This window comes from Streptomyces sp. XM4193 (genome assembly GCF_023072595.1).
In the GTDB taxonomy this organism is placed as follows: Bacteria; Actinomycetota; Actinomycetes; order Streptomycetales; family Streptomycetaceae; genus Streptomyces.
On the sequence record NZ_JALLGK010000004.1, the window covers coordinates 195,209 to 208,319 of the forward strand.

The window sequence follows — 13,111 nt, forward strand, 5'->3', positions numbered from 1 at the left end:
GAGGAATCGGACGGACAAGTGATCCGCGCAGTGGTGAAGTGATGAAGCGGGGCGGCATGAAGAACGACGTCCGCACAGTGGACGAGAGGTCCACCGGCGGGACATCCGAGCGAAGTGGCGCAAAGGCCGGGGCACGCAGACCCGACCCTCTGCCGATCTCCCAGTGGCCGCTCTTCGCGAGCGCCTTCCTGCTCCCGCCCCGCTTCACACCACCGCGGGTGAAGAACGACCGGCGCTACCGGAGCCTGGACAAGTACCGGTTCGTGTTCTGGTTCCTGTCGATTCCGCTGGTGCTGTACGCCATCTTCGTCATCTCGCCGTTCTTCCAGGCGTTCTACTACTCCTTGACGGACTGGACGGGCTTCAGCTCGGACTTCTCCTTCGTCGGCCTGGACAACTACAGCCGGCTGATGGACGATCCGACGTTCTGGCAGTCGATGCGCAACAGCCTCTTCCTGCTGGTGGTGGCGCCGCTCGCGACCCTCGCCATGGGCCTGTTCTTCGCGTTCATGCTCCAGGCCGGCGGCCGGGGCAAGAAGAACGAAGCGGTCTCCGGCGTGACCGGGGCGAAGTTCTACAAGATCGTGTACTTCTTCCCCCAGGTCATCTCGGTCGCGATCATCGGTGTGGTCTGGGCGGCGATGTTCGACCCGATCACCGGCCCGCTCAACGAGGTTCTGCGGCTGGCCGGTCTCGACTCGCTGACCCAGAACTGGCTGGCCGACCCGAACATCGCACTGTGGTGCGTGCTGTTCGTGCTGTGCTGGATGTTCGTGGGCTTCTACGTCGTGCTGTTCTCCGCCGCGATGGGCGCCATCCCCAAGGAGATCTACGAGGCGGCGCTGCTGGACGGCGCCCGCCGGCCCACGACGTTCTTCCGGGTGACGCTGCCGCTGATCCGCGACACCGTGCACACCGGCTGGATCTACATGGGCATCCAGGCGTTGGACGCGTTCGCCATCGTGCACATCATGACCATCAACAAGGGCGGCCCGGGCGACTCGACGCTCGTCACCCCGGTCTACCTGTACAAGAAGGCGTTCGACTCCGGCGAAGCCGGCTACGCCACCGCGATCGGAGTGCTGCTGCTCCTGGTCACGATGGCCTTCTCGGTCGTGATGATGCTGTTCAGCCGTCGCGAGCGGATCGAGTACTGATGAGCGGGGAGAAGCACACCATGGCGGCCACCGAGACGACCGAACCGGACACGCCCGAACAGGCCGACGCAGAGGGAGCGCAGGCCGAGGCGAAGGGCTCCGGGCGCGAGCAGCGCGGCCAGGAGCGCGAGGGCGGGGTGCTCAACGTCTTCTCCGGCGGCATCCTCGTCGTGTGGGCGATCATGGCGGCCGGCCCGCTGATCTGGGTCATGGTCAACTCGCTGCGCGACTCCGGCGACATCCAGGGCAACCCGTTCGGCTGGCCGACCTCGCTCAGCTTCGAGAACTTCGCCAACGCCTGGTCCGAGGCGAACATCGGCCAGTACACCCTCAACTCGGTGCTGATCCTGGCCGGTTCGCTGCCCGGCACGATGCTGCTCGGCTCGATGGCCGCGTACGTGATCGCCCGCTACACCTTCCCGGGCAACCGGTTCGTCTATCTGCTGTTCGCCGGCGGAATGATGTTCCCGATCATCCTCGCGGTGGTCCCGCTCTTCTTCGTGCTGGACAACCTGGCGCTGCTGGACACCAGGCCCGGTCTGATCCTGGTCTACATCGCCTACTCGCTGCCGTTCACCACGTTCTTCATGACCTCGTTCTTCCGCACCCTGCCCAGCGGTGTGGCCGAGGCCGCGACGATCGACGGCGCCTCGCACACCAGGACGTTCTTCCAGATCATGCTGCCGATGGCCAAGCCCGGCCTGATCAGCATCGGCATCTTCAACTTCCTGGGGCAGTGGAACCAGTACTTCCTGCCGCTGGCGCTGAACGCGGAGGACCCCGACCGGGCGGTGCTCACCCAGGGACTCGCCGAACTCTCGGTCGCCCAGGGCTACGAGGGGGACTGGGGCGCGCTGTTCGCGGGGCTCTCGATCGCCATGGTGCCGATCCTGGTCGTCTACATGATCTTCCAGCGCCAGGTCCAGCAGGGCCTGACCGCCGGCGCGGTCAAGTAGCGCCCGTACGGCGTCCGTACGGGCGTCGAGCGGTCAACAGTCGTACGCGGGGCGGGCATCGAGAAGCCCGGGGCCACGGCGATGAGCGGCACTCCGGTGTCGCTCATCGCCTTTTCGACGTGCCCATCTGAGCGGCTGCGGTCTTCAAGGGGTTGACGGAGGGTACGCCGCCGGGGTCCCCTTGGAGTTCATGTGTTGGACACAGGCCGTACCCAGTCGAGCTGGCGCGGCGGGCGGGTGGCCGGCGTGCCGCACGCCCAGGCGGGAGTGGAGCAGTAGTGGAGACACCGGGGTCGCAGTCCTCTCTGCACCGGGCCAACCTGGAGCGCGTCGTACGGGCCGTACGGATGGCGGGCTCGCTCACCCAGGCGGAGATCGCGAGGTCGACGGGGTTGTCGGCCGCGACCGTCTCCAACATCGTTCGTGAGTTGAAGGACAGCGGCACGGTCGACGTCACCCCGACCTCCGCCGGCGGCCGTCGGGCCCGCAGCGTCTCGCTGTCGGGCGACGCGGGCATCGTGGTGGGCATCGACTTCGGGCACGCCCATCTGCGGGTGGCGCTGGGCAACCTGGCGCACAAGGTGCTCGCCGAGCAGGCCGAGCCCATCGACGTGGACGCCTCCGCCTCCCAGGGCTTCGACCGCGCCGAGCAGTTGGTCAAGGAGCTGCTGGACTCCGCGGGCATCGACCGCCGGAAGATCATCGGCGTCGGCCTCGGGGTGCCCGGACCGATCGACGTGGAGACCGGCACGCTCGGCTCCACCGCGATCCTCCCGGGCTGGGCCGGCACCAACCCCAGGGACGAGCTGGAGGCCCGGCTCGGCACCCCGGTGCACGTGGACAACGACGCCAACCTCGGGGCGCTGGGCGAGCTGGTCTGGGGCAGCGGTCGCGGAGTCGCGGACCTGGCGTACATCAAGGTCGCCAGCGGCGTGGGCGCGGGACTGGTGATGGGCGGCCAGGTCTACCGGGGCCCGGGCGGCACCGCCGGGGAGATCGGCCACATCACGCTGGACGAGTCCGGCCCGGTCTGCCGCTGCGGCAACCGCGGCTGTCTGGAGACCTTCACCGCCGCCCGGTACGTGCTGCCGCTGCTCGCGCCGGGCTACGGCTCCGAGCTCACCATGCCGCAGGTCGTCACCCTGGCCAGGGACGGCGACCCCGGCTGCCAGCGGGTGGTCTCGGACGTCGGCCGGCACGTCGGGCGGGGCGTGGCCAACCTCTGCAACCTGCTCAACCCCAGCCGGCTGGTGCTCGGCGGCGACCTCGCCGAGGCCGGCGACCTGGTGCTGGACCCGGTGCGGGACTCGGTGGCGCGCTACGCGATCCCCAGCGCCGCCCGCCAGCTGTCCGTCGTGTCCGGGGCGCTCGGTTCGCGCGCCGAGGTGCTCGGCGCGCTCGCACTGGTGCTGAACGAGATGGGCGACGCGCCCCTGCTCTCCGCACCGCCCGAGGCGGTGGCCGCCTCGCGCTGACCCAACACCGAACTCCGCCGAGCGCCACCGAGCGCCGGCAAGAAACGCCTCCACGCCCCGCGGGCCGCTCCGAGCGGCACTGCCCGGCGCCCTCCCGCACGCCGGTCGACCCCGCCGGCCAACCCCGGCGTCCGCCCTACGTCCGGTCCGCCGACGGTCCACGGGGCGGTTCCTGCTGCCCCTGTTTCCGCACCTGCCGACGCTCACCGCGGTGAACTCCTCCCGCACCACTGAGCGTTCACTCTGCATACGAATGGCATCGTTGCCATCTCGTTAAGGATTTACTTCTTGACGCCACCTTGGGGTGGGGGTTGACTTCACGCCACCTCGGCCGCAGGGACGCGGCCCTGTCAGGGAGGTAACCCACATGAACGCGACCGTGCGTCGTACCGCCGTCGCTCTGGCCGTCACCGCGCTCTCCGTGTCGCTTGCCGCGTGCGGCAGCGCCAAGGAAGCCGACGGAGGCAGCGACTCCGGCGAGAAGAAGAAGGACGGTCCGCTCAACATCGGGCTGCTGCTGCCCGAGGACCAGACCGCGCGCTACGAGAACTTCGACCGCCCGCTGATCGAGAAGAAGATCAAGGAACTCTGCGGCGACTGCAAGGTCACCTACGTCAACGCCAAGCAGGACGCCTCGGTCCAGCAGCAGCAGATGGACTCGATGATCACCAAGAAGGTCGACGTGATCATCCTGGACGCGGTGGACTCCAAGTCCATCGCCGGTTCGGTCAAGAAGGCCGACGGAGCGAACATCCCCGTCGTCGCCTACGACCGCCTGGCCGAGGGCCCGATCTCCGCCTACACCTCCTTCGACAACGAGGAGGTCGGCAAGGTCCAGGGCACCGCGCTTCTCAAGGAGCTGGGCGACGAGGCCGAGGACGGCCAGATCGTCATGATGAACGGCTCGCCCACCGACCCCAACGCGGGCTCGTACAAGAAGGGCGCCGAGTCCGTACTGAAGGGCAAGGTCAAGATCGGCAAGTCCTACGACACCACCGAGTGGAAGCCGAGCGAGGCCAACAAGAACATGAACGGCGCCCTCGCGGCGCTCGGCAAGGACAAGATCGTCGGCGTCTACTCCGCCAACGACGGCATGGCCGGCGGCATCATCACCGCGCTCAAGAGCGCCGGCTACGACAAGCTGCCGCCCGTCACCGGCCAGGACGCCGAGGTCGCCGCGGTCCAGCGGATCATCGCCGGTGAGCAGCACATGAGCGTCTACAAGCCGTACAAGCCCGAGGCCGACGCCGCCGCCGAGATGGCGATCGCGCTGGGCCGGGGCGAGGACGTCAAGGCGGAGACCACGGTGGACAGCCCGACCACCAAGGACGTGCCGGCCACCCTCATCAGCCCGATCTCGCTGACCGTCGACAACATCAACGACACGGTCATCAAGGACGGCCTGTACAAGGTGAGCGACCTGTGCACCGCCAAGTACAAGACCGCCTGCGAGAAGGCCGGGATCAAGTAACGCCCGCCGGGCGGTCGGCGCCGCGGCCCCGTGCCGCACCGGCGCCGCCCGCCCGTCCGCGTTCCCCCTCGCCACCCGGAGTTTCTCCCGCTCCGCCCGGCACCGGCCCGGTGCAGTCCCCGCTCTCCGGGCCGGGCCGGGCGGTCAGACCCGTCAAGCCCAGGTACGTCCCACGTGCGCCCCCTTGCGTCCGCACCCCCGCGGACGGCGTACGTTCTCAAGGAGTTGATCCCATGTCCGCTACGCCAGTGCTGGCGTTGCGCGGAGTGTCGAAGCGATTCGGCGCGGTCCAGGCCCTCACCGAGGTGGACCTGGAGGTGAACGCCGGCGAGGTCGTCGCTCTCGTCGGCGACAACGGTGCCGGCAAGTCCACGCTGGTGAAGGCGATCGCCGGCGTCGGGCCCGCCGACGAAGGCGAGCTGCTGTGGAAGGGCGCGGCCGTACAGGTCCAGCGCCCGCACGACGCCCAGGACCTGGGCATCGCGACCGTCTACCAGGACCTCGCGCTCTGCGACAACCTCGACGTCGTCGGCAACCTCTTCCTCGGCCGCGAGATCCGCCGCGCCGGCGTGCTCGACGAGGTGGAGATGGAGCGCCGCAGCCGCGAGCTGCTGAACCAGCTCTCCATCCGCATCCCCAGCGTCCGCATCCCGGTCGCCTCCCTCTCCGGCGGCCAGCGGCAGACCGTCGCCATCGCCCGTTCCATGCTCGGCGAGCCCGGACTGGTGATCCTCGACGAGCCCACCGCGGCGCTCGGCGTCGAGCAGACCGCCCAGGTCCTCGACCTCGTCGAACGGCTTCGCGAGCGCGGACTCGCCGTCATCCTCATCAGCCACAACATGGCCGATGTGAAGGCGGTCGCCAACCGGGTCGCGGTACTTCGACTCGGCCGCAACAACGGGGTGTTCGATGTGGCGACCACCTCGCAGGAAGAGATCATCTCCGCCATCACCGGCGCCACGGAAAACGCCGTGACCCGCCGTACGGCGCGTATCGCGGAGGACAAGAAGTGAGCACCGACGTGTCCAAGTCCCCCGAGCCGGAAGGCGGCGTGGGCAGCGGGCCCGCAGCCGAGCCGCCCGCCGCTGCCGCCGTCACCGCCGTCGACCCCAGGCTGCTCGTGCGCGAGCAGGGATTCCGCGGCTACGCGACCGAGTTCCTGCGCCGGATGCGCAGCGGTGAACTGGGCTCGGTGCCGGTCGTCGTGGGCCTGATCGTCATCTGGGCGATCTTCCAGTCCCTGGACAGCAGCTTCCTGTCGGCGCAGAACCTCAGCAACCTCTCCATCTACATCGTCGGCACCGGACTGATCTCGGTCGGCATCGTCTTCGTCCTGCTGCTGGGCGAGATCGACCTGTCGGTCGGCTCCGTCAGCGGACTCGCGGGCGCGGTCTTCGCCGTCATGGCGGTCAACAACGGGACGCCCGAGTGGCTCGCGCTGCTGGCGGCGCTCGCCACCGGCGCCGCAGCCGGAGCCGTGCACGGCTTCTTCTTCGCCAGGATCGGCGTACCCGCCTTCGTCGTCACCCTCGCCGGACTCCTGGCGTGGAACGGCCTGATGCTCCAGGTGCTGGACCGCAGCGGCACCATCAACCTCGACGACGAGGGCCTGGTCGCCAAGCTCACCAGCCACTACTTCGACGACGTCGCCGCCGCCTACGGGCTCGCCGCGGTCGCCGTGCTGGTCTTCGGCCTGGCGCAGTACCTGGACGCCAAGCGCCGCGATGCCGCCGGAGTGCCCTCGCGCCCGCTGGCCGAAATCGCCGTGCGCACCGGGGTGTTGGCGGTCTTCGCCTTCGCCGCGGCGTACATGCTCAACCAGTACCGCGGTCTGCCGCTGGCACTGCTGATCTTCCTGGTGGTGCTGGTCGTCTTCGACCTCGTGCTGCGCCGCACCACCTACGGACGGAAAGTGTTCGCCCTCGGTGGCAACACCGAGGCGGCACGCCGTGCGGGCATCAACGTGGTGGCGATACGCATCTCGGTGTTCGCTTTCGCCGGCACCATGGCGGCGTTCGGCGGACTGATGATCGCCTCGCGCATCGCCGCCGCCAACCAGGGCGCCGGCTCCGGCAACCTGCTGATGGAGGCCATCGCCGCCGCGGTCATCGGTGGCACCAGCCTCTTCGGCGGGCGCGGCAAGGTCTGGTCGGCACTGCTCGGCATGCTGGTGATCGGCTCGATCGCCAGCGGCCTCGCGCTGCTCGGCAGCCCGGCCCACGTCCAGTACATGATCACCGGTGGTGTGCTGCTCGCCGCCGTCGTGATCGACTCGGTCTCCCGGCGCACCCAGAAGACCGCCGGCCGCACCTGAGCCGAAATCCCGTACCGCAGCCGCCTTTCGGCGTCCTCCCGCGGTCGCGCACCTTTTCCGGTGCGTGACCGCGGGAGTTGCTTCTGGTGACCTGTCTGACAGTGCTGAGTACACCCGCACGCCCATGCGCGCGCCTCGCGGACATTAGACTTCCCGGATCGGTTGAATCCGAGCCGGTGTGATCAAGCGAGGAGGCTCAGTGCCAAAGGTGCCGCGTGACGTGAGTCGAGCCGAGACTGTAACGGACGGGCCCAACAGACTGTTGGCGCGGATCACGGAGCCCCGTGATCTGGACAGACTGAGCAACGAGGAGCTGAACCGGCTCGCCGGCGAGATCAGAGAATTCCTCATCGAGTCGGTCTCCAAGACCGGCGGGCACCTCGGCCCCAACCTCGGGGTCGTGGAGCTGACCATCGCGCTCCACCGGGTCTTCGACTCCCCGCGCGACAAGGTGCTCTTCGACACCGGTCACCAGTCCTACGTCCACAAACTGCTCACCGGACGCCAGGACTTCAGCCGGCTGCGCAAGAAGGACGGCCTCTCCGGCTACCCCTCGCGCGCCGAGTCGCCGCACGACTTCATCGAGAACAGCCACGCCTCGACGGTGCTCGGCTGGGCCGACGGCATCGCCAAGGCCCACCAGGTCCGCGGCCTGGACGACCATGTCGTGGCCGTCATCGGCGACGGCGCGCTCACCGGCGGCATGGCCTGGGAGGCGCTGAACAACATCGCCGCCGCCAAGGACCGCCCGCTGGTCATCGTCGTCAACGACAACGAGCGCTCCTACGGCCCGACCATCGGCGGTCTCGCCAACCATCTGGCCACCCTGCGCACCACCGACGGCTACGAGCGCTTCCTCGCCCGCGGCAAGGAGATGCTCAACCGCACCCCGGTCGTGGGCAAGCCGCTCTACGAGACGCTGCACGGTGCGAAGAAGGGCCTCAAGGACCTCGTCGCCCCCCAGGGCCTCTTCGAGGACCTGGGCCTGAAGTACGTCGGCCCGATCGATGGTCACGACATCGCCGCGGTGGAGTCCGCGCTCCAGCGCGCCCGTCGCTTCGGCGGCCCCGTGATCGTCCACTGCCTCACCGAGAAGGGCCGCGGCTACCGTCCCGCCCGTCAGGACGAGGCCGACCAGTTCCACGCCGTCGGCGTCATCCACCCCGACAGCGGCCTGCCCGTCTCCACCTCCTCCGCCCCCGACTGGACCTCCGTCTTCTCCGACGAGATGGTCCACCTCGGCCGCGAGCGCAAGGACATCGTCGCCATCACCGCCGCCATGCTGCGGCCGGTCGGACTGCACGACTTCGCCGAGGCCTTCCCGGACCGCGTCTACGACGTCGGCATCGCCGAGCAGCACGGCGCGGTCTCCGCGGCGGGTCTGGCCACCGGCGGGGTGCACCCGGTCTTCGCGGTCTACGCGACGTTCCTCAACCGCGCCTTCGACCAGGTCCTGATGGACGTGGCGCTGCACCGCTGCGGTGTCACCTTCGTGCTGGACCGGGCCGGTGTCACCGGCACCGACGGCGCCTCGCACAACGGCATGTGGGACATGTCGATCCTCCAGGTCGTTCCCGGCCTGCGGCTGGCCGCGCCGCGCGACGCCGCGCAGCTGCGGCTCCAGCTGCGCGAGGCCGTCACCGTCGAGGACGCTCCCACCGTGGTGCGCTACTCCAAGGGCGCCGTCGGCCCCGCCGTACCGGCGGTCGGCACCGTGGGCGGGATGGACGTGCTGCGCGAGCCGGGCACCGAGAGCCCGGACGTCCTGGTGGTCTCCGTCGGCGCGCTGGCGCCGATGTGCCTGGAGCTCGCCGAGCTGCTGGAGCGCGAGGGAATCAGCTCTACGGTGGTCGACCCGCGCTGGGTCAAGCCGGTCGACGAGGCGCTGCCGCCGCTCGCGGCCCAGCACCGGGTGGTCGTCACGGTCGAGGACAACAGCCGCGCGGGCGGCGTCGGCAGCTCCGTCTCGCAGGCGCTGCGGGACGCCGGTGTCGACCTGCCCTTCCGCGACTACGGCATTCCGCCGCGCTTCCTCGACCACGCCTCGCGGGACCAGGTGCTGGCCGAGATCGGGCTCACCGCTCCCGACCTGGCGCGGCGCATCACCGGGCTGGTGCGCCGGGAGGACGACGGCTTCGCCCCCGCCGGGGCGGGCGAGCAGAGCATCGGCGACTGAGCCGGCCGCCGGGCGGGCTCCCCCTCGTACGGGGAGCCCGACCGGCGCCGCGGGAACCCGTGTGCGGCGGTCCGGTGCGGCTGCCTCGCAGTCGCCGCCCGCGCGCCGGCGAACCCCGTTCACAACGCTCCGGATTGTCGCCCTGCGCGACGAATGTCCCAGGTCGCGGCCCGATCGAGGTCGCTTGCGCAGGTGCGCACCGCCCCGGATAGATTGGAACCATGCCGACCGCCGAGCCATCGGGCAGCATCTCCGCCGAGGCCGCTGCCCCCGCCGACCCGGCGGTCGAGCGGCCCGTGCGCCCGGTCCGGAGCGTCGCCGAGCGAGCGCGCAGCGTGGGCGATGCGGCCCTCGGGGTGCTGCGCACCCAGTTCACCCGCTGGGATTCGCGCCGGTACTGGCTGCGGCTGCTGCCGGTGGTCCTGCTGCTCACCGCCCTGACCCGGCTGCCTTCCTTCTTCCAGCCCATCTGGAACCCGGACGAGGGCTTCCTCGCCACCCAGGCCAGAATGCTGGCCGCGGGCGGGGTGATGTACGAGACGGTGGTGGACCGCAAACCGCCGCTGGCCCCGCTGCTCTACCAGGGGGCGTTCGCGCTCTTCGGCGACAAGTCGCTGTGGCCGCTGCGGGTGCTGGCCGTCCTGGCGGTCGCCGCCACCGCGCTGCTGGTCGCCTCGATCGCACGTCGGCGCTGGGGCAACCGGGCCGGCGCCACCGCGGCGGTGCTGTGCGTACTCGCCTCGGTGGGGCTGAACCCCGAGGACGCCCAGGCCGCGAACTTCGAGATCTTCATGCTGCCCTTCACCGCCGCCGCCATGTGGTGCGCGGACCGGGGGCGGTGGACCTCGGCGGGGATCGCGGTGGCCGGCGCGTTCCTGGTCAAGCAGACCGGCGGTGCGGTGCTGATCCCGGTGCTCTTCCTGCTGTGGCGGGGCACTCCGCGCGGTGGGGCCAGGCATCGCGCGCTGCTGACCGTCCTCGCCGGTTTCGCCGTTCCGCTGGTGGCCACCGGGCTGCTCCTGGGCGTGCGGCAGAGCCTGTTCTGGACCGTGACGGGGTCCGGCTCGTACGCCTCGTTCACCGGCTCGGAGCTGCATGTGCTCGGCCGCGGCCTGGTCAACACGCTGATCTTCACAGTCGGTTGCCTCGGCCTGGTGATTCCGCTGGTCACGGTCGTACGGCGGAAGCTGGCGCACCGCAGTGTGCTCACCCCGGACCTTTGGGTGTGGCTGGCGGCCTCCGGGCTCGCGGTCGTCACCGGCTTCCACTTCTTCGGCCACTACTACCTCCAGCTGCTGCCGCCGCTCGCGCTGCTGGGGGCGGGTGCGCTCCAGCTGCTGGCCGTCGACTGGCTGCGGCTGGCGGTGACCTGCTCCGCCGTCACCGCCACGGTCTTCGTCGGCTGGGCGGCGAACACCACCCATCCCGGTGTCGAGCACTCCCAACGCCTGGCCAAGGCCGTACAGACCCGTACCGAGCCCGGGGACCGGGTGCTGTTCTGGGGCATGCACCCCGAGCACTACTGGCTCGCCGACCGCCCGCCCGCCTCCCGCTACCTCACCGCCGGACTGCTGACCAACTTCAGCGGCGGTCGGGACGGTCCGACGGTGGGGGAGCGGTACGGCATGGACGGCTCCTGGCCCACGCTCCTGGCCGAGCTGCGGGCGGACCCGCCGCGCGTCATCGTGGACGATTCGCGGGGCCAGCCGTACGAGCCCGCCCGCATGCCGCGGCTCAAGCGCATCCTCGCCGGGGAGTACGAGCGCATGGCGGTGGTGAGCGGTGCGGTGGTCTACGTCCGCACCGACGCCGAGGACCGCACCGACGCCGAGGGCCGGAGCGACGCCGAGGACCGGAGCGAGGGCCGGACCGAGGGCCGGGCGGACCCGGCCGGGCGCGCCGACCGCGAGGAACCCAGGGAGCCCGCCGACCGGCCCGAGCCCGCCGAAAGCGGACCCGCCGCGCCGCGCTGAGGCGGGCGCTCACCGCCCCGGGACCTGCGCGTGCCCGTCGGCGTTCAGCCCTCCCGCACGGCGTTCAGCCCTGCTGTACGGCGTTGAACCCACCCGTACGGCGTTCAGCCCTCCCGTACGGCGCGCGGGCCGGCGGTGTGCGCGCCCAACTCCCGTACGCGCTCGCGCAGTTCGCGATCGGCGGTGACGACCAGCACGGCTCGCCCCGGTTCCGCCGCGGCCACCAGCTCGACGATCCGGTCGTCGCCGCTGCCCGTCGCCGCCACCACCCGCACCGCCGATGCGGAGGCCACCCGGCGGGCGGCGCCCTCCACCACCAGCACCAGCTCCACCGGCGGACCGAAACCCGCCACACCCGGCGCCGCACGCTCGGCCAGGGAGTCGCGCAGCCGCTCGGTCGCCCCGTGACGGTCGCGCCACCAGCCGTCCGGCACCGAACCGACGACGTTCGCCGCATCCACCAGCACCAGCGGCGGCGGACCGTGGTCCGTGCGCTCCCCGCTCACAGCCGTCTCCCCGCCCGCCTGCTCAGCGGTCGCCCGCCGCCTGCGGATGGCGCAGCAACCAGCCCGCCCAGGCCGACTCGACCATGGACCGTACGTCGTGACGGGCCTTCCAGCCGAGCTCGGCCGCGATCCGCTCCGCGGAGGCGACCACCTTCGGCGGGTCGCCCGCACGCCGCTCCGTCACATCGACCGCCAGGTCGGGACGGCCGGTGACCTCCGCGACGAGGTCGACCATCTCGCGCACCGAAACACCCTCGCCGCGACCGATGTTGAGCGTCAGATCGCGCGAAGTGCCGTCACCGGCCCACTCGGAGAGGCGGCGGGCCGCGACCAGATGCGCGTCGGCGAGGTCCTCGACGTGGATGTAGTCGCGCACGCAGGTGCCGTCGGGAGTCGGGTAGTCGTCCCCGAAGATCCGGGCCGGTTCGCCGTCGGTCAGCCGCTCGAAGACCATCGGGACCAGGTTGAACACACCGGTGTCCGAGAGCTCCGGGGACGCGGCCCCGGCGACGTTGAAGTAGCGCAGGCAGGCGGTGGACATCCCGTGCGCCCGGCCCACCGCGCGCACCAGCCACTCGCCCGCGAGCTTCGTCTCTCCGTACGGGCTCATTGGCACACACGGGGTGCTCTCGGTGACCGGGTCGACCTCGGGGGAGCCGTAGACCGCGGCGGAGGAGGAGAACACGAACTCCCGCACCCCGGCGGCCACCGCGGCCTCCAGCAGGGTGCGCAGCCCGCCGACGTTCTCGTCGTAGTAGCGCAGCGGCTGCTCGACCGATTCGCCGACCTGCTTCTTCGCCGCGAGGTGGACGACGCCGCGGATGTCGTGCTCGGCGAACACCCGGTCCAGCGCCGCCCGGTCGAGCGTCGAGGCGGACACGAAGGGAACCTCGGCCGGCACCCGCTCCCGTACGCCGCTGGAGAGGTCGTCCAGCACCACGACCGGCTCGCCCGCCTGCGTCATCGCCCGGACCACATGTGCGCCGATGTAGCCGGCGCCGCCCGTAATGAGGTAGGTCATCCCGGCAGTGTAGTCAGCCGAACCCCGGCCCCGGCGGCCCGGTGACGGGTGCGCGGACGGGC

10 protein-coding genes are annotated in these 13,111 nt (G+C 70.7%); 8 read left to right on the forward strand and 2 right to left on the reverse strand.

The window, feature by feature from the left end:
* Positions 1-56 precede the first annotated feature (56 nt).
* The 8 genes from MTQ01_RS13840 (at position 57) to MTQ01_RS13875 (ending at position 11,522) form a co-directional block, all read left to right on the forward strand.
* The gene (locus MTQ01_RS13840) at positions 57-1,157 is read left to right on the forward strand and encodes a carbohydrate ABC transporter permease (RefSeq protein WP_247490218.1); all 1,101 of its coding nucleotides are present in this window, start codon (positions 57-59) and stop codon (positions 1,155-1,157) included.
* The gene (locus tag MTQ01_RS13845; RefSeq protein ID WP_247490220.1) at positions 1,157-2,113 is read left to right on the forward strand and encodes a carbohydrate ABC transporter permease; all 957 of its coding nucleotides are present in this window, start codon (positions 1,157-1,159) and stop codon (positions 2,111-2,113) included. The genes MTQ01_RS13840 and MTQ01_RS13845 overlap by 1 nt, the downstream gene beginning before the upstream one ends.
* Before the next feature lie 278 nt (positions 2,114-2,391).
* The gene (locus MTQ01_RS13850) at positions 2,392-3,588 is read left to right on the forward strand and encodes an ROK family transcriptional regulator (RefSeq protein WP_247490222.1); all 1,197 of its coding nucleotides are present in this window, start codon (positions 2,392-2,394) and stop codon (positions 3,586-3,588) included.
* 367 nt (positions 3,589-3,955) lie between these two features.
* On the forward strand, positions 3,956-5,059 hold the full coding sequence (locus MTQ01_RS13855; RefSeq protein ID WP_247490224.1) for a sugar ABC transporter substrate-binding protein: 1,104 nt from the start codon (positions 3,956-3,958) through the stop codon (positions 5,057-5,059).
* Positions 5,060-5,292: 233 nt separating this feature from the next.
* A complete protein-coding gene (locus MTQ01_RS13860) occupies positions 5,293-6,072 on the forward strand; it encodes an ATP-binding cassette domain-containing protein (protein ID WP_247490227.1) in 780 nt (259 codons plus the stop codon).
* Positions 6,069-7,373: a sugar ABC transporter permease gene (locus MTQ01_RS13865; RefSeq protein WP_247490228.1), complete on the forward strand. Its 1,305-nt coding sequence runs from the start codon at positions 6,069-6,071 to the stop codon at positions 7,371-7,373. Before MTQ01_RS13860 ends, MTQ01_RS13865 begins: the two co-directional genes overlap by 4 nt.
* A gap of 259 nt (positions 7,374-7,632) precedes the next feature.
* The gene (gene dxs, locus MTQ01_RS13870) at positions 7,633-9,549 is read left to right on the forward strand and encodes a 1-deoxy-D-xylulose-5-phosphate synthase (protein ID WP_247490680.1); all 1,917 of its coding nucleotides are present in this window, start codon (positions 7,633-7,635) and stop codon (positions 9,547-9,549) included.
* A 221-nt stretch (positions 9,550-9,770) separates the two neighbouring features.
* The gene (locus tag MTQ01_RS13875) at positions 9,771-11,522 is read left to right on the forward strand and encodes a glycosyltransferase family 39 protein (protein WP_247490230.1); all 1,752 of its coding nucleotides are present in this window, start codon (positions 9,771-9,773) and stop codon (positions 11,520-11,522) included.
* 104 nt (positions 11,523-11,626) lie between these two features.
* Here the strand turns inward: MTQ01_RS13875 and MTQ01_RS13880 are convergent, their stop codons facing one another.
* A complete protein-coding gene (locus tag MTQ01_RS13880; RefSeq protein WP_247490232.1) occupies positions 11,627-12,028 on the reverse strand; it encodes an NTP pyrophosphohydrolase in 402 nt (133 codons plus the stop codon).
* 22 nt (positions 12,029-12,050) lie between these two features.
* Positions 12,051-13,049, reverse strand: a complete 999-nt coding sequence (gene galE / locus MTQ01_RS13885) for a UDP-glucose 4-epimerase GalE (protein ID WP_247490234.1) — start codon at positions 13,047-13,049, stop codon at positions 12,051-12,053.
* Positions 13,050-13,111: the final 62 nt, after the last annotated feature.